22 protein-coding genes and 1 pseudogene are annotated in these 24,803 nt (G+C 55.1%); 2 read left to right on the forward strand and 21 right to left on the reverse strand.

Annotated elements, in window-relative coordinates; translation table 11 throughout:
* Nucleotides 1–14 precede the first annotated feature (14 nt).
* The 19 genes from FLT43_RS05130 to FLT43_RS05220 form a co-directional block, all read right to left on the reverse strand.
* Nucleotides 15–1,226, reverse strand: a complete 1,212-nt coding sequence (locus FLT43_RS05130) for an acetate kinase (protein ID WP_087441889.1) — start codon at nucleotides 1,224–1,226, stop codon at nucleotides 15–17.
* Nucleotides 1,223–2,095 (reverse strand): 3-hydroxyacyl-CoA dehydrogenase family protein, encoded by an 873-nt coding sequence (locus FLT43_RS05135; protein ID WP_087441890.1) that lies wholly within the window; start codon nucleotides 2,093–2,095, stop codon nucleotides 1,223–1,225. The genes FLT43_RS05130 and FLT43_RS05135 overlap by 4 nt, the downstream gene beginning before the upstream one ends.
* 144 nt (nucleotides 2,096–2,239) lie before the next feature.
* Nucleotides 2,240–3,745, reverse strand: coding sequence for an AAA family ATPase (locus FLT43_RS05140; RefSeq protein WP_087441891.1), 1,506 nt, complete (start codon nucleotides 3,743–3,745; stop codon nucleotides 2,240–2,242).
* Nucleotides 3,714–4,280 (reverse strand): quinolinate synthase, encoded by a 567-nt coding sequence (locus tag FLT43_RS05145; RefSeq protein ID WP_087441892.1) that lies wholly within the window; start codon nucleotides 4,278–4,280, stop codon nucleotides 3,714–3,716. The genes FLT43_RS05140 and FLT43_RS05145 overlap by 32 nt, the downstream gene beginning before the upstream one ends.
* A 296-nt stretch (nucleotides 4,281–4,576) precedes the next feature.
* A complete protein-coding gene (locus FLT43_RS05150; protein ID WP_087441893.1) occupies nucleotides 4,577–5,098 on the reverse strand; it encodes a DUF5590 domain-containing protein in 522 nt (173 codons plus the stop codon).
* 12 nt (nucleotides 5,099–5,110) lie between these two features.
* Nucleotides 5,111–6,421, reverse strand: coding sequence for an amidohydrolase (locus FLT43_RS05155; protein WP_087441894.1), 1,311 nt, complete (start codon nucleotides 6,419–6,421; stop codon nucleotides 5,111–5,113).
* A complete protein-coding gene (locus FLT43_RS05160) occupies nucleotides 6,418–7,065 on the reverse strand; it encodes a redox-sensing transcriptional repressor Rex (RefSeq protein WP_087441895.1) in 648 nt (215 codons plus the stop codon). The genes FLT43_RS05155 and FLT43_RS05160 overlap by 4 nt, the downstream gene beginning before the upstream one ends.
* A 35-nt stretch (nucleotides 7,066–7,100) precedes the next feature.
* A complete protein-coding gene (dinG, locus tag FLT43_RS05165) occupies nucleotides 7,101–9,956 on the reverse strand; it encodes an ATP-dependent DNA helicase DinG (RefSeq protein ID WP_087441896.1) in 2,856 nt (951 codons plus the stop codon).
* A 115-nt stretch (nucleotides 9,957–10,071) separates the two neighbouring features.
* Nucleotides 10,072–10,704 (reverse strand): tetratricopeptide repeat protein, encoded by a 633-nt coding sequence (locus FLT43_RS05170; RefSeq protein ID WP_087441897.1) that lies wholly within the window; start codon nucleotides 10,702–10,704, stop codon nucleotides 10,072–10,074.
* 198 nt (nucleotides 10,705–10,902) lie between these two features.
* Nucleotides 10,903–11,289: an aspartate 1-decarboxylase gene (panD, locus tag FLT43_RS05175; RefSeq protein ID WP_087441898.1), complete on the reverse strand. Its 387-nt coding sequence runs from the start codon at nucleotides 11,287–11,289 to the stop codon at nucleotides 10,903–10,905.
* Nucleotides 11,274–12,185, reverse strand: a complete 912-nt coding sequence (panC, locus tag FLT43_RS05180; RefSeq protein ID WP_087441899.1) for a pantoate--beta-alanine ligase — start codon at nucleotides 12,183–12,185, stop codon at nucleotides 11,274–11,276. The genes panD and panC overlap by 16 nt, the downstream gene beginning before the upstream one ends.
* The gene (gene panB, locus FLT43_RS05185) at nucleotides 12,182–13,063 is read right to left on the reverse strand and encodes a 3-methyl-2-oxobutanoate hydroxymethyltransferase (protein WP_087441900.1); all 882 of its coding nucleotides are present in this window, start codon (nucleotides 13,061–13,063) and stop codon (nucleotides 12,182–12,184) included. The genes panC and panB overlap by 4 nt, the downstream gene beginning before the upstream one ends.
* A gap of 356 nt (nucleotides 13,064–13,419) precedes the next feature.
* The gene (locus FLT43_RS05190) at nucleotides 13,420–14,391 is read right to left on the reverse strand and encodes a biotin--[acetyl-CoA-carboxylase] ligase (protein WP_087441901.1); all 972 of its coding nucleotides are present in this window, start codon (nucleotides 14,389–14,391) and stop codon (nucleotides 13,420–13,422) included.
* On the reverse strand, nucleotides 14,388–15,677 hold the full coding sequence (locus FLT43_RS05195; protein ID WP_087441902.1) for a CCA tRNA nucleotidyltransferase: 1,290 nt from the start codon (nucleotides 15,675–15,677) through the stop codon (nucleotides 14,388–14,390). Before FLT43_RS05195 ends, FLT43_RS05190 begins: the two co-directional genes overlap by 4 nt.
* Nucleotides 15,678–15,749: 72 nt before the next feature.
* Entirely contained in the window at nucleotides 15,750–16,910 is a 1,161-nt protein-coding gene (bshA, locus tag FLT43_RS05200; protein WP_087441903.1) for an N-acetyl-alpha-D-glucosaminyl L-malate synthase BshA, read from the reverse strand.
* 67 nt (nucleotides 16,911–16,977) lie between these two features.
* On the reverse strand, nucleotides 16,978–17,676 hold the full coding sequence (gene bshB1 / locus FLT43_RS05205) for a bacillithiol biosynthesis deacetylase BshB1 (protein ID WP_087441904.1): 699 nt from the start codon (nucleotides 17,674–17,676) through the stop codon (nucleotides 16,978–16,980).
* On the reverse strand, nucleotides 17,676–18,098 hold the full coding sequence (gene mgsA, locus FLT43_RS05210) for a methylglyoxal synthase (protein WP_087441905.1): 423 nt from the start codon (nucleotides 18,096–18,098) through the stop codon (nucleotides 17,676–17,678). The genes bshB1 and mgsA overlap by 1 nt, the downstream gene beginning before the upstream one ends.
* A gap of 41 nt (nucleotides 18,099–18,139) precedes the next feature.
* Complete coding sequence (dapB, locus tag FLT43_RS05215) at nucleotides 18,140–18,943, reverse strand: 4-hydroxy-tetrahydrodipicolinate reductase (protein ID WP_087441906.1); 804 nt, start codon at nucleotides 18,941–18,943, stop codon at nucleotides 18,140–18,142.
* A gap of 30 nt (nucleotides 18,944–18,973) precedes the next feature.
* Entirely contained in the window at nucleotides 18,974–19,354 is a 381-nt protein-coding gene (locus FLT43_RS05220; protein WP_087441907.1) for a nucleotide pyrophosphohydrolase, read from the reverse strand.
* A gap of 155 nt (nucleotides 19,355–19,509) precedes the next feature.
* Between FLT43_RS05220 and FLT43_RS05225 the strand changes: the two genes are divergently transcribed.
* Nucleotides 19,510–20,379: a YitT family protein gene (locus FLT43_RS05225; protein WP_087441908.1), complete on the forward strand. Its 870-nt coding sequence runs from the start codon at nucleotides 19,510–19,512 to the stop codon at nucleotides 20,377–20,379.
* A gap of 1,443 nt (nucleotides 20,380–21,822) precedes the next feature.
* A pseudogene (locus tag FLT43_RS05230) lies at nucleotides 21,823–22,736 on the forward strand (transposase).
* 470 nt (nucleotides 22,737–23,206) lie between these two features.
* On the opposite strand, the gene FLT43_RS05235 reads toward FLT43_RS05230, so the two are convergent.
* Both FLT43_RS05235 and FLT43_RS05240 read right to left on the reverse strand, forming a co-directional pair.
* Nucleotides 23,207–24,049 carry a sporulation protein YpjB gene (locus tag FLT43_RS05235; protein ID WP_087441911.1) on the reverse strand — a complete coding sequence of 281 codons (843 nt, stop codon included), beginning with the start codon at nucleotides 24,047–24,049 and terminating at the stop codon, nucleotides 23,207–23,209.
* A gap of 52 nt (nucleotides 24,050–24,101) precedes the next feature.
* On the reverse strand, nucleotides 24,102–24,737 hold the full coding sequence (locus FLT43_RS05240; RefSeq protein ID WP_087441912.1) for a DUF1405 domain-containing protein: 636 nt from the start codon (nucleotides 24,735–24,737) through the stop codon (nucleotides 24,102–24,104).
* Nucleotides 24,738–24,803 lie beyond the last annotated feature (66 nt).

Genomic DNA, 24,803 nt, shown 5'->3' on the forward strand with positions numbered 1-24,803 from the left:
CATTCGTCTCTCCCTTACGATTGTTTGGATTGTTGAACCAATCGATACGTATCGCGGGCAATCATTAGCTCTTCATTGGTCGGAATGACGAATACGTCCACCTTCGAATTCGGCGTCGAGATACGGCGCGGTTCCTTCGAACGCACCTTGTTCAGCTCCCGATCAATCTCTACGCCGAGGAACGTTAGCTTCTCGCATACATGCTGGCGAATGACGACCGAGTTCTCGCCTACGCCGGCGGTAAATACGACCGCATCCACGCCGTCCATCGCAGCCGCATAGGACCCGATATACTTGCGCATGCGGTACGTGTACATCTCGAACGCCAGCGTCGAATTCGGTTCGCCTGCTTCCATTCCGTCCGTAATCTCGCGCATATCGCTGGATACGCCGGAGATCGCGAGCAGCCCGCTATGCTTGTTCAGCATCGAATTGACTTCATTGACCGTCAGGTCTTCCTTCATCATCGTGAACGGAACGACCGCAGGGTCCAGGTCGCCGCTGCGCGTACCCATCATCAGGCCTTCAAGCGGCGTCATCCCCATCGACGTATCGACCGAGATGCCTCCCTCGACCGCCGTCAGGCTGGCCCCGTTCCCGATATGGCACGTAATGATTTTCAGCTCTTCCAGCGGGCGGTCCATCAGCTCGGCCGCGCGCTTGCTGACATAATCATGCGATGTGCCGTGGAAGCCGTAGCGGCGGATTTTATGCTTTTTGTACAGCACTTTTGGAATGGCGTACATGTACGCTTTCTCTGGCATCGTCTGGTGGAAAGCCGTATCGAAGACAACGGATTGCGGCACGTTCGGAATATTCGCCTCTACGGCCTTAATCCCCATCATATGGGCCGGATTATGCAGCGGCGCCAGATCGAACAAGCGACGAATCTCGGCTTTGACCTCCGAATCGACCAGTACCGAATTTTTGAACGATTCGCCGCCATGCACGACGCGATGGCCGACCGCATCGATCTCGTCGGTCGACTTCAGAACACCGACTTCCGCATCGGTCAACTTGTCCAATACTTTGCGGATTGCCGTCGTGTGATCGAGAATCTCGCTGACTTCCGTGATCTCTTCCGTATGATGCGGCTCATGCACGAGGATGGAAGAATCCATCCCGATGCGCTCTACCCGGCCTGCCGCCAACACCGACTCGTCCGTCATATCGTACAGTTGATATTTAAGCGAGGAGCTTCCCGCGTTGATTACGAGTATTTTCATAGTCGATCCCCATCCTTATCATACTTGAAAAATCCGACGCCCGTCTTCACACCAAGGTGGCCGGCTCGCACCATCTTTTTCAACAATACGGACGGACGATATTTGATATCGCCGAATTCGCGGAACATGCGTTCCAACGCCGCCAATACCGAATCCAGACCGAAGCGGTCCGCCATTTCCAAAGGCCCATATTGGAAATTGTATCCGATACGCATCGCGTTGTCGATATCTTCTGGCGAAGCGACGCCTTCCTGGAGCACATGAAGAGCCTCGTTGATGAGAATGCAGCTCACGCGCGTCGTCACGAATCCCGGAGATTCATAGACCATAACGCCTTTCTTCTGCACAACCTCTTCGACGAAGCGCTTTGTTTCGTTAAATGTAGCGTCCGAAGTCTTCAGCCCGCGGATAATCTCCACTAGCTCAACCTTCGAGACGGGATAAATAAAGTGCATGCCGATAACCCGTTCCGGATATTTCGTCTTGCTGGCCAGCTCGGTTAACGACAATGTGGATGTATTGCTTGCCAAAATAATATTGCCTGGGCAAACGCGATCCAATTCAGCAAAGACTTGCTTCTTCGCTTCCAAATCCTCCGAGATCGTCTCGATGACCAATTCGCAAGATCCCAGTTCCGCCAAATGTGTCACTTTATGTATGCGGGACAGGATCAATTTTTTCTCCGCCTGGGTGATTGCCCATTTCTCCATTTGTTTGTCCAGACTCGCTTCAATCATCGAGTAGGCATGATCCAGCTTCTCTGTCGACTTTTCCACCAACAGCACGTCCAAGCCTTTAACAGCAAGCATTTCCGCAATGCCTTGGCCCATAGTACCGCCGCCGATGACGCCGATTTTCTTGAAAAACATGGTTTCTTCCACCTTTCCTCCATCTATGCTCTGTATAGTGTACCCGATAACAGGCATTCGTTATCAGTGCACAGGGATCTTAATCTATCATAACATGAATCTTGCATATAAAAAGAAAAACCCAGCGTGTTTTCACGCTGGGAATTACTGCCTGTCACATAATAGACACCGGAATTGCTCTCCGCTCAGATTTTCCTCGCTCAAAAGCTGGTGCAAAATGCGCTCAAAGGCAGGCTTGCGCTCACCCAGCAGCGCGTGCGTACGCTGGAAGAGCTGCTCCATGATGACTTGCGTCTGCCGGGTCAAGGCTTCAGGCGATACCTGCTTCAAGCGGACGATGCCCAACTCCGTCAGGCCCGCATTGACCATCGTGTCGACGATGTTCAGCGCCTGATCGAAGTCGCCTTGCGAGCCGGTGCTGCGGTTGCCGTAGAAGATCTCCTCGGCCACGGCTCCGCCGAGCGCAATCATAATCTGTTCCTCCAGGAACGGCTTCGTGTACAGATAACGCTCTTCCTGCGGCTGATGACGGACATACCCGAGCGCCTGTCCCCTTGGGCTGAGCGCCACCTGGGATACGCTGCCGGGACGGACCACTTCCGCCATAATCGCGTGGCCCAACTCGTGGATCGCGACGCGCCGGCGCTCTTCCTGATTCGTCTCCCGGTCGATCTTCTCGCCCATCATCACTTTATCGATCGCCTGGGAGAAATGGTTCGTCGTAATGACATCCGACTCATCCCGCATCGCATAGATTGCGCCTTCATTCAAGACGCTCTCCAGCTGCGCCCCGGAGAAGCTGAAGGTCTCGTCGGCGATCCGCTCCAGATCGACGTCATCGGCCAGCGGCTTATTGACGGCGTGAAGCTTCAGAATATGAAGCCGGCCCTTTTTATCGGGGAGATCGACCTGAATATGGCGGTCGAACCGTCCCGGGCGAAGAAGGGCGCTGTCCAGCATCTCCTTGCGGTTCGTCGCGGCCATAACGAGAATGCGCGGGCTCATGTCGGCATACAGCCCGTCCATCTCCGTCAGGAGCTGGTTCAGCGTCTGATCGTACTCTCGCTGTTGTCCGCCCTCCCGCTTCCCGCCGATGACATCGATCTCGTCGATGAAGATGACGGCGTTCTGCTTCTTCTCCTTGGCTGCGCGCTGCCGGGCCTGCTTGAACAGCTCGCGCACGCGGCCGGCTCCGACGCCGACGAACATCTCCACGAACTCACTCCCGGCGACGCCGATGAAGACGGCATCGGCATAATGCGCCGCCGCTTTGGCCATCAGCGTCTTCCCTGTCCCCGGAGGCCCGGTTAGCAGGATGCCCTTGAGCGGACGGATCCCGAACTTCCGGATCTCATCCGGGCGAACAAGGAAATCGAGCGCTTCAATTAATTCATTCTTCGCCCGTTCCTGGCCGCCAATCTGCTCGAAGCTTAGCGGGGCTACATCCGCCTTGCGCGAATCGCTGCGGGCGCTTCCGTTCGTCACTCCGGCACCGCCGCGCCGCTTGACGGCATACAATAGCACGATTAATACAACGGCTGCCAACACGATAGGAAGGATATTCACGCCACGAAAAGCGAGGAAGATGACGATCGAAATCGCCGCTCCGATAGCCGCCTCAGGCCAGCGGATCGACAGTCTGTTCTTCATGCGGCCACACCCCCATTGCGGTTCCGTCCAGCGGCAAGAGCATCGTCTTGCTGCCTTGCTTGTCCTTCAGTTGAATATAGACATACTGGTTATCCATCTCCGTCACGACTTCCAGGTCTGGCTGGTTCGTCTTCAGCTCCTGCAGCTTCTTCGGAATATCGCTGTAATTCCGGTGAACCATCGCCTGAGCTACATCGAACAGCGCCTGCGACCACCATTTGTCAATCGATGGCGTACTGTTCTCATTGATATATTCAATCTGCACTTTTTTACCTTTGGCATACTGTGCAATATCGTTATTCAGCTTCTGTACCACTTCACGAATATCGGCGTTCGGATCGGCCTGAATTTGAATGCTAAGCGTATCCGAATGCCAATCTACCTGATACTTCGTAATCTCGGCATGCTGCCGCATGACGCGATCTACGGGCTGTTCCACATACTTTGTCTGATACACGGCCCACCCGCCGAATAAAATACCGCCGGTCAGCAGCATAATAAGCAGGGTCGGCGCAATGCGAATGTTCTTCGTCATGCCACGAAAACCCCTTTCTATTCCTGTATAGCACTGAAAATTGCAGGCTGAACATGTTGCTGGCGTGCAGACGAAATCATCTGCTTTGGCTGACATACGGTGCTAAATATGTGCAAGTCATACTTTTATCTATCAACTCATGACATACATTAGTATACCATAGATGATATACGATTTCGGAATGTAAAGTGTTCCATGACTGCCAGCACAGCAAAAAGCACCGCCTCCCTTCAGCGGCGTTAACACGCTGAAGCGAAGCGGTGCGGAATGGAAGAGCAGGTCCAAGCTGCCCTTGGCTATTGATTGGGCAATCCATAGATCTCGCCCAAGGGAGAACCATCATAGAAGGAATAAAACTGATAAAAATACCGGCGCGTCCCTTGCTCGTCCTTACGCTGGACGAAGGCTTGCCACACATATTGATTATCCTTGTATCCGGGCAGCAGCCGCACGATACGGGCATCCGGATACGCCTGATGAATAGTGGCCTTCACCGTGGCTTTATCCACGCTGTCGGCTGCCGGGATCGAGGTGACCCGATCGGGAAATACCCATACCCAGACGGCCTTCTCTTCCTGGTTGACCCCATTAATAACATAGACGACTTCTTCCCATATACTCTTGTCAATGCCGTTTACCTCGGTCAACGGCATTTCCTGCTGCGCGCGCTGCAGGATCTCTGCTTCTTTTACCCGCTCATCGGAATAAATGTAATTGACGTACATTACCAAGGCGACAATGAATAGGATAAGCACGAGGAACGCCAGCACGGCGATGAACCACCGGTTGCGGCGGCGGCGACTGCGGCTTCTGGCCATGCGCTCCTCCCGTCAGCGCTCGAGCAGGCGCTCGAAGCACCGCTCGGCTTCATAGAGAATGCGCTCTTCGTCCAAGGTCAGGCACTGGCCGTCCTTAACCACTTGGCGCCCGTCGACCCATACATGAGCGACGTCTTTGGCGGAAGCGGAATAAATCATATGCGAGACGAAGTCGGTATGCGGGACGAAATGCGGCTGGTTCACATTGACCGCCACGATATCCGCCTTCATGCCGGCTTCCAGCAGACCCAGCTTCTCTGCCCGGAGCGTCTGCGCTCCGTACAGCGTCCCCATACGCATCGCTTCGGCCGCCGGAACCGCCGTCGGATCGCCGGATACACCCTTATGGATCAGGGCAGCCAAGCGCATCTCTTCGAACATATCCAGATTGTTGTTGCTTGCCGGCCCGTCGGTTCCCAGCGATACGGTTACGCCGGCGCGCAGCAGCTCCGGAACCCGCGCCACGCCGGAAGCCAGCTTCAGATTGCTGCCCGGATTATGGGAGACGGCCACGTCATGGCGAGCCAATACTTCGATCTCCTCATCGGTCAGATGAACGCCGTGCGCCACGAAGGAAGGGCGCGAGAAGAAGCCGAGCTTCTCCAGATGAGCGACGGGACGCAGCCCATAGTCCGCGACATTCTGGGCGACTTCCGCCGCGGTCTCCGACATATGCGTATGCAGCGGAAGATCGAGATCATGCGCCGCCTGCACGAACTTCTCGATGAAGCCCGGCGGGCATGTATACGGAGCGTGCGGAGCCAGCATCGTCGTAATGCGGCCGTCCGCCTTGCCGTGCCACTCGCGGGCGAATTGAACGGCTTCCTGCAGCTTCGCTGCCTGCACGTCTTCTGGGCATAGACCGATCGCGCCGCGCATCAGGCAGGCGCGCATGCCGGATTCCTCGACGACCTTGGCCACCTCATCCATATGGTCATACATATCGACGAATGTCGTCGTCCCGCCTTTCAGCATTTCTAGAACCGAGAGCGCCGTCCCCCAACGGACGTCCTCCGCAGTGAATTTTGCTTCCATCGGCCACATTTTCTCTTGCAGCCACGTCTGGAGCACCATATCATCGCCATAGCCGCGCAGCAGCGACATCGCCGCATGGCCGTGGGTATTAATGAGCCCCGGAATGAAGAACAGCCCCTTGCCGTCGATCCGCATCGCCTCGGGCGTATCATGCTCTTGCGGCAAATGTTCTCCCACATAGACAATCATGTCATTTTCAATGACCATCGTACCTGTAACCGCCGTGTGCTGCGCGCCTGGGCGAAGTGACGCAAAGTTCCCGTTACTAATAATAAGTTTCGTCGTCATTCTACCGGAGCTTCCTTTCTCTCATCGGATAAATAATAGGCCAGACTGAACATGTCCGTCGTAAAATCGGCGGTATGCACCCGCACGTGAGGCGGGACGCGAAGAATAACCGGAGCGAAGTTCAAGATTGCCTCCACTCCCGCGTCGACGAATTGCTCCGCGACATGCTGCGCCTCCGAGGCGGGTACGGTGATGATTCCGATGCGGATTTTATGTTCGCGCACGGTGTCCGCCAGCTCGCTCATCGGCTGTACGCGCAGATTGTTGATCTCGGTGCCTACCTTCGGCTCCAGCTGGTCGAATACAGCCACAATCCGCATATTGTCCTTCATATATGCCGTATAGTTGCACAATGCATGGCCCAGCTTCCCCGCTCCGACGAGACCGACATTAATAATCTGATCCAGCTTCAGTATATGGCGGATTTGTTGAATCAGGTAAGAGACGTCATACCCAATTCCTTTGCGTCCAAAATCGCCGAAATATGCCAAGTCTTTGCGAATCTGGGCGGGATTGAGGTCCAGCTTCTGACCCAAATCCTGTGAAGAAACCGTCAGAACCTCTCGCTGCTTCAGTTCCATCAGATGACGTAAATAAACCGGCAGTCTGCGAACGACAGCTTCTGATATTTTCAACGTTTTCATATCTATTTCGTTGCCCCCTCATCGCTCTTACACGCCTATTTTTCGTGCTCGCTTAACCACGCTTCGATTCTGGGCACCAGCTGCACATTGGCCATGTGCTCCATCTTCGGCCCAGGAAGCGAATATAAGAAATGTTTGCCGTAGCTCGTCTCAATGACCCGTGTATCGTACACGATGACGATGCCTTTGTCCTGAGCGGTCCGCACAAGGCGTCCGAAGCCTTGCTTGAAGCGGATAACCGCCTGCGGAACCGAATATTTGCGGAACGGGTTCTGCTTCTGGCGCTTCAGCCGGTCGCATTTGGCTTCGACGAGCGGATGGTTCGGCGGCTGGAACGGCAGCCGGACAATGGCGAGACAGGTCAGCGCGTCTCCAGGAATGTCGACCCCTTCCCAGAAGCTGCTCGTACCGAGCAGCACGGAGGCCGGCTGCTCCCGGAAGCGGCGCGTCAGCTTGCTGCGGTTCCCGCTGTCGATGCCTTGGCCCAGCACCTGAATGCCGCTCGCGCTCAGCGCCTCCTTCAGCGGCTCGTATACATCCCGGAGCATACGATACGAGGTGAACAGGACGAGCATTCTGCCGCGCGTGACGAGCGCTACATCCCCGATCGATTTCGCGAGCGTCTGATTGAAGACCGCGTCGGATGATCCTTTGACGCTGGGGAAATCGCGCGGGATAACGACCAGCGCCTGCTCCCGGTAATTGAACGGGGAAGGCAGAATGACCGTATGCAGCCTGCCGTCGTTAGCAGCCTCCATCAGCCCGATTTGCTCCTGCACGAACTGGAAGGACTTATCTACGGACAATGTGGCTGAAGTGAGGATGACGCTCTTCTTCGGCTCGAAGAAATAACGGTTCAACGCCTCGCTCACGTCAACGGGCACGGCATACATCTGCAGCGACTTGAATTTGAACTGCGTGTTGCCCTCCATCCAGTAGACCGTCTCTGGATCCGATCCTTGCATGAACAGCCGGAAATCGTCGCGGACCAGGCCTACATCCTTCAGAAGCCCGCTAATATCGACGATGACGCCTTCCAGTTCGTCGTCATCGGCCTCTTTCCACTCATTGACCAGCTTCTCGCCCGAGCGCACAATATCGCTGAGACGGGTGTGGATCGATTTCTCCAGCTCTACCGCCTCGGGCCAGCTCTCCGGACGCTCGCCGGCCGGGAGGCGCAGCACCGCCTGCCCGCCCTCGAATTGCCCGGCTTCCCCGGAAGGAAGCAGCTGATACAGCATGTCATGCAGCCGATCCCATTGTTCCTTCACGTCGACGATCTGCTGCAGCAGCTTGTCGATCCCTTCGGCCCAGATAAGCGCTTTCTCATGGCCTGACAACCGAAGTCGCTGTTGAAGGACGACAAGAGCGCCGCTCTTGCTGTCTTTGAACAGCCGGGTGAGCGGGTGAATGAGTGAAAAATATTGCAAATTCGTCCCCAAGTGCTTGCCGGCCGTCTCCTCGAAATGATGCGCCTCGTCAACGACGAGATGCTCATAGCCTGGCAGCAGACGATGGTCCGCCATCACGTCGGTAAATAATAACGAATGGTTCGTAATGACGATATCGGAGAGGTTCGCGTTATTTTTGGCCCGGTGATAGAAGCAGCGGCGGAACCAAGGACAGGAACGGTTCAGGCACGAATCACTGTCGCTGGATACCGAATCCCAGAACTCGGGGCCTTTGTGAACGAGATGAAGCTCCTCGTCATCTCCATGCTCCGTCCGGCTAAGCCACACGAGCAGCTGCGCCGCTGTAATGCTGTCATCTCTTGCGTGGACGAACTCTCTGTTACTTATTTTATGTTCAAATTTACGCAAACACAAATAGTGACTGCGCCCTTTTAGTAGCGATACCTTGAACGAAAAAGGAACAATCTGCTCCAGAAGCGGCACATCGCGCTGTCTCAGCTGCTCCTGCAGGTTGATTGTATGGGTGCTGACGACCACCTTCTTCTCATGAAGAACGCTCTGATACAGGGCCGGAAGCAAATAACCGAGCGACTTGCCGGTTCCCGTCCCGGCTTCAATCAGCAGATGCTTGTCCTGATCGAGACATTCCATCACTTCGTTGAACATCTGCTCCTGCGAAGCGCGGGGCTCGTAATGATCAAGCATCGCTTCCATTCGCCGCTTCACTTCATCCAGAAAATGGCGGAACGACTTGCCGGACAGCGGGTTGTCCGCGGACGCGTCGCGGGGCGGCGGCGTGTCGGTCCAATCGTCCTGCTTGAGCATCAGCTGACGGTGGGGGAAATAGCCTTCCTCCTCCCAGCTGGCCATATTGCGTTCCCGTTCAGTTAGCTTCTCCGCCAGAAGCCACTTCAAATCCCGCTCCTCGTGATCCCCGAACACATCGACGATGCCTTGCAGCGTAAGCAGAGGCAGGTCATCAATAGCTTCCATGCACCGGCGGAAGATGTCCGCCGTCGCAAGCGCGTCGCTGTCCGCCTGATGAGGCCTGTCATGGGCAATGCCGAAATCATGAGCTACGGAGCCTAGCTGATAGGAAGGAAGCGAAGGGAACAAAATGCGAAGCAGCTCAATCGTGTCCAATATCCTTCCGGTGAACGGCAAATAACCGGTCTGCTCCAGCGCTTGGCGCAAATATTGGTAATCGAAGCCTACATTGTGGCCCACAAGGACAACGTCGCTCAGCAGCGGCACCATCCCGGTCATGGCCTCGTCCAGATCTGGCGCATCCTGAACATCCCCGTCGGAGATGCCGGTAAGATTGGTAATGAATTCGGGTATGCTTACCGTCGGACGGACCAGGGTGTGGTATTGTTGTTCTACGTTCAGATCATGCCCCAGAACGACAAGGCCAATCTGTATAATTTCATCGCTGGGCTGATTGCCCGTCGTCTCAAAATCCAACACAGCAAATCTCATTATCTGTTAATTCCTCTCACCGTTTCTGTTCTTAGCATAACAGATGATCGGTCATTTGGAAATGCACAGAGGGAAACATCTGTGCGTATTTTTACGTACAGGTTTCCCTCTCTGGTTACGGCATGTGAATCCACTCACCGCCATATTGCAAATGATCGCCATCCGACAGACACGCTTTCAAGTTCAAAACAGGCTCTGGCAGTGAAGGATCAAGCAGGTGCGCTTTGCTGAAGTATTCCTTCGCTTTGGAAAGATCCCGCTGCTCGGCGCTGATGCATCCCAAGGCATTGTAAGCGATCGCTTTGAGGCATTTGCTCTCGGTCAGAGGAATGATGAGTTGAAAATGATGTCCCGCTTCCTGATTCCGGCCCAGATGCAAATAACTCATGGCCAAATAAATGCGGCTGTCGATATGGTCCGGCCTTATCGATGCCGCCGCTTCCAAATGCTTGACGGCTTCATCATACATCATCAGCATGTAGTATCCCTGACCTCGCTGGAACGGATCCGTAATATCGGGCAGTGTCGGCTGCGGCTGCGCCTCGATCACGTCATTAGGACTGTGCGGGCGCAGCGAGGCGAGCTTCTCTTCGAACCGGAGCCACTCCTCCACGATGTAATCGCTCATGGTGGACAGCACCTTCAATTGCCGGTCCAATTCCTGCTTGCGCTCTCCCGCCGCTTGGGGATACTGGCGAATTAACTCATCCAGCACTTCATTCATCGTCGCGAATACTTGTTGCAGCACGATTCCATCCCACCTTTACGAGTGATGCGTATCGTCTTCATAACGGATCTACGTTCATTGTGTGTTAAGGGGGTGGATTTCATTCCGTGCTCCAACGTTTACCCAACGGAGCCTGGCGCTGTCAAGAGCTGGGCCTGTCCAGGATGAAGTGTTGTACCGTTGTTCGCTGTGTTGGCCGACGGTCCTTATCTAGGCAAGTTACTTGACCGTCGCGTGGACTTCCGTGCCGGCCATCAATTCGACAGGCTTGTTCTCCCCATCGACGAACACGATTTTGGGCGTATAGGAACGAGCTTCTTCGTCGGTCATCGACGCATATGAAATAATAATGACGTTGTCTCCGGGCTGGACCAGGCGTGCCGCCGCCCCGTTCAAGCAGATGACCCCGGAATGGCGCGGCCCCGGAATGACGTAAGTTTCCAGACGGGCGCCGTTGTAATTATTGACAATCTGCACTTTCTCATTAGCCCAAATGTCGGCGCATTCCATCAGATGCTCGTCGATCGTAATGCTGCCCACATAATTCAAGTTAGCCTCCGTCACCGTCGCCCGGTGAATTTTCGATTTCATCATTTCACGGAACATAAGCGTCCTCCTTGGCGGCTGAACAGCCGGTTGTCAATTAAGCGCGTTCGCCCGAAGCGGACCGCCAGCGCGATAAGCACGTCGCTCCCTGCATTGCCGGCCGGTTCATCAGAAGGCAGCGCCTGCAGCGCCGGGAACGTCAATATGTCAACGTAATCAATATCCGCCAGCGGCGCTTCGCCGATAATCTGGCGGAGGCGGGACTTTATGTCTCCCGCCGTGAGCGCCGGGTCCTCCCGAAGCCACTGCTCCGCCATGCGGAGCGAGCGGGATAAGCCGAGCGCCTGTTCGCGCTCCTCGCCGCTCAGGTACACATTGCGCGAGCTGAGCGCGAGCCCGTCCGCTTCCCGCACAATCGGGCAAGGGACGATCGCGACATCGAAGTTCAGGTCGTCCACCATCTGTTGAATGACGGCGACCTGCTGCGCATCCTTCATACCGAAGTATGCCCGATCGGGCTTGACGATATGGAATAGCTTCGCGACGACGGTCGTGACCCCGTCGAAATGACCCGGGCGGGACGCGCCGCACAGCCGCTCGGTAACTTCGCGCACATGAATCGTCGTCTTCGTCGGCTGCGGATACATTTCTTCCGGGGACGGAAGAAAAACGATATCGATGCCAAGCGAAGCCGCAAGCTTCAGATCCCGCTCCTCATCGCGCGGATATTGGGCCAGATCTTCGTTCGGCCCGAATTGAATCGGATTCACGAAGATGCTCAGCACCGTGACCGCGCACTGCTCCTTCGCCTGCCGCATCAGACTGGCATGGCCTTCGTGAAGATAGCCCATCGTCGGGACGAATCCGACCTCTGCCCGTTCCGATTGCTGTTCCGCTTCCTGCCGGAGCCTGCGGACCGCAGTCCGCAGCTCGGCGATGGTCCGAACAGTGATCATCGGACATCCTCCTCTTCCCGGCCGGCATGCCCGTACAATTGGACCTGCACTTCTTCATCGGCCGTGAACGAATGGCCTTCCGCCGGGAAGGCTCCCGACTTCACCTCTCGCACATAGGCACCGATCCCCTCCTGAATCATGGCGCCAATATCGGCATAGGTTTTGACGAACCGCTTCTCGCGGTAATCCGCCGTATAGCGCAGCAGATCGTGGAATACGAGCACTTGGCCGTCGGAGGACGCGCCCGCCCCGATGCCGATCGTCGGAATCGAGAGCCGCTCCGTAATATAAGCCGCCACCTGCGCCGTCACCAGCTCGAGCACGATCGCGAACGCGCCGGCCTTCTCCAGCGCCAAGGCATCCTCCAGCAGGCGGTTCGCATCCTCCGCCGTCTTGCCTTGAATGCGGTAGCCGCCGATCTGATGCACCGACTGCGGCGTCAAGCCGATATGCCCCAGGACGGGCACCCCTGCTTGCACGCACGCTTCGACCGTGGCGGCGATTTCCTTGCCGCCCTCCATTTTGACGGCATGGGCATGGCCTTCCTGCATTATGCGGCGGACGCCGGCCAGCGTGTCGGACATGCTGCCGTGGTACGTCATGAACGGCATATCTGTCACGATGAAGGTGCGGGACGCGCCGCGCCGTACGGCGCGCGAATGATACACCATATCGTCGAGCGTGACCGGCAGCGTCGAGTCATAGCCGAGCACGACGTTGCCGAGCGAATCGCCGACGAGAATCAAATCGACGCCGGCCGCTTCCGCCAGCTGAGCCGACGGGTAATCATACGCCGTCACCATGGCCAGCTTTTCCCCCCGCCCCTTCATCGCCTTCATTTTCACAATGCTTAACGGTTGTGTTGCCATCTCGTACATCCATCTCCTTTTGTAGAGGCTGCTCACTAAGTTCCGCTTTATGGCGGAATCTTGTGGAACACAGACCCTTCGAGGTCAGCCCCTTTTTGTTGATCGGCCTCGTTCCTTCTCTTTAGTGTGCGCAAAACAAAAAAACCTTTCAGCATATCCTGCTAAAAAGGTCACCAAAGAGAAAAAGAGGTCGCATGCGGACGTCCTTCTGTCTCGGTCCCTTCGGCTCAGAGCAGATACGTGCACCACGTTCGTCAAGGAATATGTACTTGTCGGCACGATGTTCCTTGCTTACTCGGGTGAGTGCGATTCTCTCCCGAGATACCGCCTCACCGACTACAGTATAGCAGATTCATGGATCGGTTTCACCCGGAAAAATGCACATCTCCGGAAAAAACTTTTTGCACCGTTCCCGTCTTATCCCTCAGCAGCAGGGCCCCGGATTCATCGAGCCCTTCCGCTATGCCCTGCAACGGCCCTTGGGGGGTCTCGATAGTCACTTGCCGGCCGAGCGTAATGCTCTGCGCCTCCCACAGCGTGCGGATAGGCGCGAACCCTTCCTCCTCATACAGCCGGTACAGCTGCTCCAGCTCCTGCAGGCATGCCGCCACCAATGACGCCCGGTCTACTTCCCGGCCCGTCATGATCTTCAAGGACGTCGCCCGTTCCTGCAGCTCCTCCGGGAAATCGGCCGCATCCAGATTGACGCTGATGCCGATGCCGGCGATGACATAGAGCAGCCGCTCGTCTTCGGCGGCCGACTCGAGCAAGATGCCGGCCACTTTTTTGCCGTCGGCCAAGATGTCGTTCGGCCATTTGATGCCGAGCGGGGCCGACGTCAGCTTCTTCATCGCCCGGAACATGGCCACCGCCCCGAGCAGCGTCAGATGCGGCGTATACGGCAGCGGAATGCGGGGACGCAGGACGATGCTCATCCAGATGCCCTTGCCCGCCGGCGAATGCCAGACATGCCCCTGGCGGCCCCGTCCGCCCGTCTGCTCCTCCGCCAGCACGACCGCACCCTCGGGCACGCCTTCCTTTGCCCAGGCGGCCGCTTCGTTCTGCGTCGACTCCGTCTTCTCCACAATGCGCAGCCGGTTGCCGAAGTTGCCCGGAGCCAGCTTGCTTAGCAGCGCCGCCTCATCGAGCCGGGTCGGCTGGGCCACAAGCCGGTACCCGAGCTTCGGCACGGCGTCGAAGGCGTAGCCCTTCGCGCGGAGGACGTTGATCTGCTTCCATACGGCCGTCCGCGTAATCTGGAGCCGGCGGCTCAATTCCTCGCCGGAAATATATTGACCCGGGTGTTCCCGGAACCAGTCCAGTAATTGTTGATTCATTCTCGCTTCCACTCTTTCTGCACGTATTTCCTAAGCGCGTCGCGCTCGTTCGGCACATCACCGAGCGCGACGGCGAGCCAGGCGGCTTCGAGCGCCTCGCGAAGCCACGGCCCGGCCGGCCGTTCCGCCGCTTGCAGCAGATCCCCGCCCGTCAGGGCAATATCCGGCAAGCGGCGGACGGCGATGCGCTGGAGCCAGGCTTCGCCGTCCCGCAGGAACGGCGCAAGCCGCTCCTCCGGCACGCCAGCCAGCGCCCGGCGGCAGGCGTGCCATCCGCGGAGCGCGTCCTCGCCGCAGGCGTAGAGCGCTTCCGCGTAGGCCCGGCGCCAGGCGTGCTCGCCGCCGGACCCGGCCAGGGCGGCCTCGCCTCCGGCCGCCAGCCGCACCTCCGCGCGCAGGACGCCGAGCACCGCGTCCTGCTGCGCGCCCGAGAAGCGAAGAGCCTGCACGATGCGCTTCGCTTCCTCCTCGCCGGCCGCCAGGCCGAGCAGCAGCGCGGCGAAGCGCAGCTCGGGTCCAGCCACGGACCCGAGCGCGCACAAGAGCCGCGGCCAGCCCTCCGGCGCAGGCCCCGCCAGCGCGCCGAGCGGCTCCTTCGCATAGCGCAGGAGTCCGCTGCGCGCAAGCATGGCCCACCCGCGGGCCGGATTGGCTCCCGCGGTCAGCTTCCACAGCTCGTCGCGCACGCGTTCCATCGCGACGTAGCGCAGCGTCTCCCGCTGGCGGAGAAGCGCCCGCCACGTCGACTTGGCGATGCGTCCGCCCAGCAGCGACGCGAACCGGACGCCCCGCAGCATCCGCAGGGCATCCTCGCGGAAGCGCGTCTCCGGATCGCCGACGCAGCGGATAAGGCCCCGCTCCAGATCAGCGCGGCCGCCGAACGGATCGCGCAGACGGCCCTCAATATCAAGCGCCATCGCGTTGATCGTGAAGTCGCGGCGCCGGAGATCCTCCTCCAGATCGTCGATGAACTCGACCTCTTCGGGCCGGCGATGATCCTCGTAGGCAGATTCCTTGCGGAACGTCGTTACCTCATATGTATAATGATCCATGACGACCGTAACCGTGCCATGGGCGAGTCCCGTAGGCACGACGCGCCGGAACAACGCCATCACCTGCTCCGGCAGAGCGGAGGTGGCGATATCAATATCGCCAATCGGACGGCCGAGCAGCCTGTCCCGCACGGAGCCTCCGACAATATAGGCTTCATGCCCCATGTCCAGCAGTTGGCGCATCACTTGCTTCGATTCCGCATATAGCAACTCTTCTTCAACATTACATTTCATCGATGGGTCACCCCCTTTACATACAAGCGCGCGCAATGGCAGCCATTGCGCGCAATAAATTCCGGCTGTACGTTAACAGACGGGCTTCGGAATGCCGACCTCTTGCCCGAGCACCCGGTAATATATTTGTTCGTATTCCCATGTGATCAGATCATTGCAGAAATCGTGATGAGCCCGATGCAGACACGCCTCGCGCATCGTGCGGGCGAGCTGCGGCTGGCTTAGCAGCTGAATGGCGTAATCCGCCATCGCTTCCGTATCCCCGATCGGAGCGAGGAATCCGGTCTCTCCATGCTTCACCAGCTCCGGAATGCCTCCGGCCTCCGAGCCGATCGTCGGCACGCCGCAAGCCATCGCTTCAAGCGCGACCAGGCCGAAGCTCTCTTTCTCCGAAGGAAGCAGCAAGCAATCGGCCATCGAAATGACTTGGGCGATTTCATCCTGCTTACCGAGAAAGTGAACCCGGTCCTCCAGCCCCATCTCCCGGATTTTGCACTGCACCTTCGGCATATCCGGTCCTTCGCCGACGAAGACGAGACGGGAAGCAACTTCCTGTTGCACGCGATAAAAAATATCCACCACATCCGCCACCCGCTTGACCGGACGAAAATTCGAAATATGCATCACAATTTTTTCGAACGGATAAGCGAATTCAGCTCGAAGCTGAGTGACATCCCGCGGATAGTAGATGCGCTTGTCAACGAAGTTGTAGGTCAAATCGATCGGGCGGGTAATCTCCAGCAGCTCCCGCGTTTCTTTGATCAAATCCTGGGAGACGGCAGTAACCGCATCGCTCTCATTGATGGCGAACCGGATCATGTCCTTGAGCGATTCATCCTGGGCGAGAACCGTAATATCCGTCCCGTGCAGCGTCGTGACGACCTTCAGATCCGGATGGGACATCTGCTTGGCTAAGTAGGCGCACACCGCGTGCGGTACGGCGTAATGAACATGCAGAACGTCGAGCTGCTGCATATTGGCTACCTGCGCCATTTTATTCGCCAGCGACAAATCATAGGGCGGATAGCGAAAGACATAATAATCGTTGACATCCACTTCATGATAGTAGATGTTCTTCAAGAACCCGGATCCGAGGCGGAATGGAATATTGTGGGTAATAAAGTGCACTTGATGTCCGCGCTCCGCCAGAAGCTTGCCTAGCTCGGTCGCAACGACGCCGGAGCCCCCGAGAGACGGATAACAGGTAATTCCGATTTTCAGTCCTTCCTTCAAGCCGATTCCCTCCTATCTGTTCCAAAATGCTCGTTCAACGGCATCCAGCATGCCCTTGACCTGATAATTATAAAAAGGCGGAAACGGCATACGGCCCCTTCATGGCAAAGCCTTCAGCCATGGCAAAGCCTCTGGCCTGCCCGAGCAGAGCGTCTCTTGCCTCGACCCGTTCCACATAGCCTTGATTCAACGGTGTCAAGACGACATCGTCCGTGCCGCTTGGGCGGACGAATTGAGAAGAATAGGTCTGCAGCGCGTTACGCTTCTCTTCATAGACATCGGTCACATCGACCAGAATCTGAGCGGGTGCAATATCGTTAATGAAGTAATAAAAAACCTGCTCCACCGTATGGGCGGGCGCATCGGGCATATACCGGCGCAGCTTCGCATTGAAAATCGCTTCCTGCACAATGCGGCTGCATTGAATATGATCGGGGTGGCGATCCTCCCAGTAAGGCATGAAGACGATGCGCGGACGATAGCGGCGAATCGCGCCGACAACCGCATCGATATGCTCCCGCCGAAGCTCCAGCCCCCTGTCAGGCAGCTTTAGATTGTCGCGGACCGTCAGGCCAAGAATGGAACTTGCCTGCTGTGCCTCCTCCCGCCGCCGCTCGACCGTTCCGTTCGAGGACATCTCCGCCTCTGTCAGATCGCAGATGCCGACACGGAAGCCGAGCTTCGTATGCTTGGCAATCGTGCCCGCCATCCCGATCTCCACATCGTCCGCATGCGCGCCGAAGGCAAGGATATCCAGTTCATTCATTACTCTTCCACTCCCGGCTTGTATTTATGAGCCAATTCCCGCCATGCAAAATCGCCGCGCTGCAGCGCCTTGACCAAAATTTCGGCCGACGCCACATTCGTGGCCACCGGAATGCCCTGCACGTCGCATAGACGAAGCAGCGCGATAATATCCGGCTCGTGCGGCTGGGCCATTAACGGATCGCGCAGGAAAATAATGAGATCCATCTCGTTCTCGGCAACCAGTGCGCCAATCTGCTGATCGCCGCCGAGCGGCCCTGATTGAAAGCGATGGATATCCAGACCGGTTCTCTCCATAATGCGAAGCCCCGTCGTGCCAGTCGAGTACAACTGGTGGCCGTGGAATACACTTTCATACGCCGTCACGAAATTGACCATCTCGTCTTTTTTCCGGTCATGTGCGATAAATGCGATTTTGTACATGCTGTAACCTCCGTTGCGATATCCCCTGTAATATAACGGGCTTAGTCATCTAGCAGATGTTCGAATCCGTAAACCAGCTCTTGCAGCTCCATCACTTTCTTCACCGCGACGTTGACGCCCGGCATATAGCCGGCCCGATCATAAGAATCATGGCGAATTTTCAAGGTTTGTCCATAACCGCCGAAAATAACCTCCTGCTGCGCAAACACCCCCGGAAGCCGTACGCTATGGATTCGGAATCCATTATAGTACCCTCCGCGCGCACCTTCCAGCTTCTCTTCTTCATTCGGATTGCCCTGGCGCTTCTCTTCTCTCGTCTGGGAAATCAGCTCAGCCGTCTTAATTGCCGTCCCCGAAGGCGCGTCCAGCTTCTGCTCCCCGTGGTATTCAATAATCTCTACATCCGGCAAATATTTGGCCGCCTGCTGCGCGAAGCGCATCATAAGTATCGCCCCAATCGAGAAATTCGGTGCGATCAAGCCGCCGATTCCCTGTTCCTTGCACATGCCGCCCAACCGTTCGATATCTTCCGGAGCGAACCCCGTCGTTCCGATTACCGGACGAACCCCGTGCTGTATCGCCAGCTCGGTATTGCGCAGCACCGCTTGCGGTGCCGTGAAATCAACCATGACATCCGGCGCGTTTACTTGCAGTACCTTCTCGAGATCGGACTCGACGATAACGCCGCAGGCCGGCAATCCGACCAGCGAACCGGCGTCGACAGGTCCTGCCGAACGATCGACAGCGGCAACGAGGCGAAGCGCTTCATCTCCTAGCACCATTTTTACGACTTCACGGCCCATTCGGCCTCCTGCTCCGACAACAGCTACTTTGATTTGTTCCATCCTCGCCCATTCCTTTCCTTATCTTGCCCGCTAACCGTTCGGATGTTCCTCAATCCGGGTCCACCGATCAGCGTCTCTCGTGGTGAATTTGTGCATGACATCGTCATGCGCCTTCGTCAAATCAATGCCAAGCGAATTGGCAAAGCATAATAAAATGAACAGGATATCTCCCAGCTCCAATTCAATGGAATTATCCGCCTCCGAAGCCTTTTTCGGCTTCTCGCCATACGTATGATTCACTTCCCTGGCCAATTCGCCTACCTCTTCCGATAAGCGTGCTAGCAAGGCGAGCGGGCTGAAATATCCTTCCTTGAATTGGGATATGTAACGGTCCACTTCGCGCTGCATTTCTGCTAACGGCTTCTCGCGCAGCGTCGACAAGAGCACCTTCAAATCCGAATTTGTCGCCATGCCATCCCCTTCTTCAGCTGTTTCATTCTGCTACTATGTTAACGTATACCCGGCTGGAAAACAAATGCTTTTTATATGTAACTTATTTCGATATACTAAGAATGCGCCGCTCAGGCGCGATGGTTATCTTTAATGAAAAAGGAGCCTTGCCACACGTGAATTCCACCTGGCTGCAGCGCATATGGCAGACCTACCTGCCGATAACGATCGGAACGGCCGTGTACGCGTTCGGTCTGATTTACTTCATTCTTCCCAACCAGCTGATGGAAGGCGGCGTCACCGGAATTACGGTGCTGCTGAACTATGCCGCAGGCATTCAACCGTCTCTTTCCACACTTGTGCTGAACATCCCGCTTTTTGCGATTGGATGGAGAGCGTTGGGAACCCGGCAATTAATATACAGCATCTATGGCGTTCTGTCCCTCACTGTGTTTTTGTGGCTGTTCGAACGAGCGGTGGCCAATCAATGGATCTTCCCGTTCCAGACGGAGCATGATTTCATCCTCGCTCCCCTGTACGCTGGCGTGACCTTGGGAGCCGGCCTTGGCATCGTGTTCCGCTTCGGCGGTACCACCGGAGGCGTAGACATTCTGGCGCGGATCGCGAACCGAAGATTCGGCATCAGCATGGGGCAATTCATTTTGCTGCTCGATATCTTCATCATCGGCTCCGCCTTGTTCTACATCCCGAAGGAAAAAATACTGTATACTCTCGTAAGCGTTTTTATCGCTTCCCGAATTATCGATTTTATTCAGGAAGGGGCATATGCGGCCAAAGCCTTCACCGTCATCACCGACCATGCCGAAGCGATATCGCAGTCGATAACGAACGAGATGGAGCGGGGCGTGACGCTCATTCCCGTCATCGGAGCCTATTCCCGTGAGCAAAAGCAGATCGTGTACTGCGTCGTCAGCCGCACCGAAATGCGCCGCTTCCAAATGCTCGTCAAGCAAATCGACCCGCGCGCCTTCATCGTCGTCAGCGATGTCCACGACGTGCTTGGAGAGGGTTTCCGCGAAGAATAGCGGTCCTGCAGTACGCCTGCACTGAAGATTCATGCACCAATAAAACTTCGCGCACTAAGGAAAACGCCGGAAGCACACGCTTCCGGTTATTTGGTTTTTCTCCTAACTTATCATAGGATGCGACCATAATTTCCTCGTCATAGAAGATATAAACCGGATGGAGTCCCCTCTCGCACTTAGAAGGGGAAAGTCTAGAAATGGGAGGACAGCAATGTGTTAAATAGATTGATGATGTGTCTGAAAATGGTAGCGGACATGTCCGGGATCGTATGTAATGACTCCGTACAAGCCCAGCCGTCCCGCTTCACGCCAGAAAAAATTGATAATTTTGTCCAAAAATACTTTTATACTTTTCCGAAGAAAACTTGCAAAAACATCATTACATCCGCTGCGTTTACGTTTGTCGAAGGTGATCACATCATGTTGCCGGTATGTATATAAGAACGATTCCTACAAACCGTTAACGTTATACGAAAATAATGTATTACCTGCAGTCAGCGTCATTGCGACGCCAGAAGATATGGGGAGGTTCATCATCGCCCATACTGAAGAAGCCAGGAAACAGGCGAATCTGTTGTTTGAGACTACATATAAACCGATCTATGATACTTAGTTTTCGTATGACATTCATATACCGGGGTATGCGTATGCGTTTCATGAAAAGCTGCATGGCTGCGAACGACAGCCGCATCTATCTTTGCGGTTGCAAGTTTTGTTATCTCTTTATTATGCATTACTATTGCTTTATCGGGAATACCCGTTCCGATAAGCGTGTTGCCTCGGTAGCGAAAGTGTTCCTCTGTGATGCGGCATGTGATCCACATTGAATGGGATTCAAAACGCATCTGAATCGAATATGTATCTGATCCGGAGCAAGACATGCAGTCAAGGCATGCACCCAAGGCTCTTTTCACTATTCTCCCGTTGCGTCAGACAGTCCCTGGCATCAGGCTTCATGAACATTTCTTACCCTCATCTGAACATTCTCACCCTCATCAGTGCAAGATTCTCTCCCCCGCCTCTTTACTTCACTCTCCCGATCGTTCAGGACAAGCGTTTCGTCACTGTTTACCGTACAATCACCGCCTGCACATAATAGCTCTGAATCCCATTATTATATGAAAAATATGGCCTCTTTATATGTCCCTTCATTTTTCTCGCTGCCATTTTCAAAACACGACTTACTAGTCTAAATGTTAGGTTTCAGGGAAATGAACATGGGCTTCATTTTCCCTGACGCAAAGGGAGATTGAAGATAAGAAGGGAGAAACATGAGCCCCAAGCCAAGGTAAAACGCTGTGTATAAAATCCGGTGTTGAATCTCAATTTTTTCGGTTCCATTTTTGGAAAAAGAGGGTTGAAAACAGAATGTATGTTCGCTATAATTGTTTTAGGAACATTTGTTCGTTCTCACGGAAAAGTAATCGTTTGGAGGGAGTTCAGGTGGGACCATTGGATCAGATTGCGACATTGGAGGAGTTGTGGAAGATATTCGCTGCCGAAGCGGATTGCGCCGCTTATGTGGAGAAAATCAAATGGCCGGAAGGCTTCATTTGTCCGCGCTGTGAGCATCGCCAGTCTTATGTCATCAGAACACGCCGCCTTCCTCTGTATGAATGCCGTTCCTGCCGTCATCAGACTTCGCTTATTGCCGGAACGATTATGGAAGGCAGCAGAACCCCTCTCAGGAAATGGCTTGCGGCGATTTGGCTCGTCTCGTTAAGGAAGACAGGAATCAATGCCGTTCAATTGCAAGTTGTACTTCAAGTTACCTATAAAACGGCCTGGCTCATTTTACATAAAATTCGAGGAGCGATTCATTATCATGATACCCATGATCTTATGAAGGGAGACGTGCGGGGCATCATCGTGTTCTATGGACGCCCATTCAGTTCACCCATCGTGATGCATGACAAGGAGACGGCAATTATCGTTGCGGAAGCTGCATCCTTCTCCGCGTGCGGACCGGCCAGACAATATAAGATGAAGCTTATCGGCAGGGAGCATCTATCAGGCAAGCTGCTTCTTCCTTCGGGATGTCAGCACTTCACAGATCAGCATGTTGAGAAGAATCATGACTATGAGACGGAGATTAACCGCTACATTTTCCGCATTCGCCGGGACAGCCGGCTTTATATAATGTATCGGCAGGCCCGCCAATGGTTGAATCAGACGTTCCACGGCATCGGCGCCAAGTACCTGCAGCGCTATCTGGATGAATTTAACTTCCGGCGCAATGCGCCAGCTGCTTCCGTCGCATCTCAATTGCTCCAAGTATGTCTTATGCGCTCGACGTTAGCTTAATATATACAGGACACACGTTTTCTCCATCCCGAGCAGCGTCTTGCGCGGCGTAGACGGTCTGTCTTTGCACTCTGAGCTATTGAACAGCGTCTTGTCCAGCATACGGCGGTGTATATGTTAACTTGCCGAGCAGCATCTTGCACAGCGCATGATGGTGCTTCTTTCGATAGAGTTAGACAGTGTTTGTTTCGCTATTCTGGACGTCGTCTTTCACAGCGTAAGAGAGTGCGAGGATAGCGGCAAAAGCTGCTTTCAACGGGGAGGAAAACTGGAAGTGAATAATGACACGGTGGAATGGATTTTTGTTCATTGTCCTGAAGCAAGGGGAGAATATGCATAAGGACGTAAAAACATTTGCCAGACTTCCATTCGGAATTCTCCCCTTTTGTCTCGCATAGCCATTTTTCAACCACCAGCACCCCCAGCACATGAACCAAGCAATAACGTGACGTTTGTTTATCCGCTCAAATGCTTGCCCCCTCGTATTCAAGCTGCTTGATTTACAAGTGCCCGGTGATATTCATTACTTGCGGAAGCGGCCGGGCCGAATCGAGCCATGCTCGTATCGGTACTTCTGCAATGCGACATAGAACAAGACGGAGCAGATAATAAACGTAAATAATAATGTCCATTGCAGCGGCAGTGTCCCTGTATCTTCATGCCCGAATGTCGGCGCATCCTTGGTCTTGCCGAACAATTGGCGAAGCCATTCATCCCCGTGCCGATTCAACGCCTGATTGACTTCAGCGAGGGGCGTCTGCTTGGCTACGGCCCGTTCGACAAGCCGCACGAGGGAGTCGATGACCTCCATCGTCTCCGGACTGCGTTGAATGGTCGCTGCCGGTCGGATGCGGTCCACATGCAGCAGCCACTGTTTTGCGCTGGATAACCACTCTTTTTCTTGCTTTACCTGCTTCATACGGTTCATTTCATCACGCAGCATCTGTTCGTATTGCAGCCACATCGCTTGTTTTTTATGGATTAACGCATCTGATGCCAGCCGCAAGCGGGCCGCCACATGCATCAGACGCTCCTCATTCAATTCTATCGCGGGCAGCGCGCGCTTCACTTGAACAATCGCGTCACTTAACGCCCGAACCCCTTCGACACCCGTCGCGCCATAAAATGAAGTGTCGGTCATCGATTCTCCCATCTTTTGCACAAGCTGCCGCGCCTGATCAAGCTCTTGCTTCTTCACGGCCTGATATATTGCCTCCGATTGCTGGTCCAGCTTCAGCCATCGCTCCTCCGGCTTGCCGGCCATGCTGTTCGGCTCTGTTGCAGCAGCGGCAGGCGGCAGACCGAGTGTACACATGCCGATGATTCCGATTACGATAACAAGCCAACGTGAACGCCTAATAAGCATGTACATCCCTCCCCCATCATCGTATGGGGAGATGTCCAAATTTATGCCTCCGCTAACCGTTCCGTCTTGCCTGCTTCATTGCTGCCCAGCTTAATACAACGCTGACGCCCGTCAATGTGAACGTAAACACGCATACCTCCAACAAATAAGGATGCAGGGTCCGAGGCAGCCAAGGAAATACTCCGGCACTGTAGTCGACGGTATCATTCAGCCATGTCCAGCAGGCCGCTATCGTTAAGCTGGCACTTCCGAATCGGAATAAGCGCACATACAGCAGCGCTTCTACCGCCATCGCCAGATGGGAACTGATCAACATCCAATCCTGCCACACCATCGGCGCTCCTAGGGCAGCACCGGCAAAGATCATAGCGCAGGCCCATACCCCGTACTTGATGGAGGTGACTACCGCAAGCGCATCAATAATCTTGACTATAGCGCTCCCCCATACAGAACGAGGCTGCGGACGTATTAAGAGGAAGAGAATGCTGATTGTAAAAAACAAACTTGCGGTCGGACTATCCGGAACAAACGGAATTTGCCATAGCGGATGATTGTTCCACGTATAGATCAATTGATCTTTATACCAATAATATCCGTACACCGTGCCAACAAGATTGCACCAAAATAATGTCCACAGCACCCAACGCCGGCTTAAAAAAGACCGGCTTAACAAAGATGTCAGCTTCATACGTACTCTACCTTCTTCCGCTCCGATCCAGCCAAGTCGCGCATGCGTTCGCTTAGAACAAGGACG

The organism is Paenibacillus thiaminolyticus (assembly GCF_007066085.1).
Taxonomy (GTDB): Bacteria; Bacillota; Bacilli; order Paenibacillales; family Paenibacillaceae; genus Paenibacillus_B; species Paenibacillus_B thiaminolyticus.

What these genes read in the sequence shown, in the direction of transcription:
- FLT43_RS05195 (WP_087441902.1), bottom strand. Translation starts at nt 15,677, where the DNA reads ATGAAATGTAATGTTGAAGAAGAGTTGCTATATGCGGAATCGAAGCAA.
- mgsA (WP_087441905.1), bottom strand. Translation starts at nt 18,098, where the DNA reads ATGTACAAAATCGCATTTATCGCACATGACCGGAAAAAAGACGAGATG.
- FLT43_RS05235 (WP_087441911.1), bottom strand. Translation starts at nt 24,049, where the DNA reads ATGCTTATTAGGCGTTCACGTTGGCTTGTTATCGTAATCGGAATCATC.
- panC (WP_087441899.1), bottom strand. Translation starts at nt 12,185, where the DNA reads ATGATCACTGTTCGGACCATCGCCGAGCTGCGGACTGCGGTCCGCAGG.
- dapB (WP_087441906.1), bottom strand. Translation starts at nt 18,943, where the DNA reads ATGGAACAAATCAAAGTAGCTGTTGTCGGAGCAGGAGGCCGAATGGGC.
- FLT43_RS05160 (WP_087441895.1), bottom strand. Translation starts at nt 7,065, where the DNA reads ATGAAAACGTTGAAAATATCAGAAGCTGTCGTTCGCAGACTGCCGGTT.
- dinG (WP_087441896.1), bottom strand. Translation starts at nt 9,956, where the DNA reads ATGAGATTTGCTGTGTTGGATTTTGAGACGACGGGCAATCAGCCCAGC.
- bshB1 (WP_087441904.1), bottom strand. Translation starts at nt 17,676, where the DNA reads ATGAATGAACTGGATATCCTTGCCTTCGGCGCGCATGCGGACGATGTG.
- FLT43_RS05130 (WP_087441889.1), bottom strand. Translation starts at nt 1,226, where the DNA reads ATGAAAATACTCGTAATCAACGCGGGAAGCTCCTCGCTTAAATATCAA.
- panB (WP_087441900.1), bottom strand. Translation starts at nt 13,063, where the DNA reads ATGTACGAGATGGCAACACAACCGTTAAGCATTGTGAAAATGAAGGCG.
- FLT43_RS05145 (WP_087441892.1), bottom strand. Translation starts at nt 4,280, where the DNA reads ATGACGAAGAACATTCGCATTGCGCCGACCCTGCTTATTATGCTGCTG.
- FLT43_RS05150 (WP_087441893.1), bottom strand. Translation starts at nt 5,098, where the DNA reads ATGGCCAGAAGCCGCAGTCGCCGCCGCCGCAACCGGTGGTTCATCGCC.
- FLT43_RS05155 (WP_087441894.1), bottom strand. Translation starts at nt 6,421, where the DNA reads ATGACGACGAAACTTATTATTAGTAACGGGAACTTTGCGTCACTTCGC.
- FLT43_RS05220 (WP_087441907.1), bottom strand. Translation starts at nt 19,354, where the DNA reads ATGGCGACAAATTCGGATTTGAAGGTGCTCTTGTCGACGCTGCGCGAG.
- panD (WP_087441898.1), bottom strand. Translation starts at nt 11,289, where the DNA reads ATGTTCCGTGAAATGATGAAATCGAAAATTCACCGGGCGACGGTGACG.
- FLT43_RS05140 (WP_087441891.1), bottom strand. Translation starts at nt 3,745, where the DNA reads ATGAAGAACAGACTGTCGATCCGCTGGCCTGAGGCGGCTATCGGAGCG.
- FLT43_RS05190 (WP_087441901.1), bottom strand. Translation starts at nt 14,391, where the DNA reads ATGAATCAACAATTACTGGACTGGTTCCGGGAACACCCGGGTCAATAT.
- FLT43_RS05240 (WP_087441912.1), bottom strand. Translation starts at nt 24,737, where the DNA reads ATGAAGCTGACATCTTTGTTAAGCCGGTCTTTTTTAAGCCGGCGTTGG.
- FLT43_RS05135 (WP_087441890.1), bottom strand. Translation starts at nt 2,095, where the DNA reads ATGTTTTTCAAGAAAATCGGCGTCATCGGCGGCGGTACTATGGGCCAA.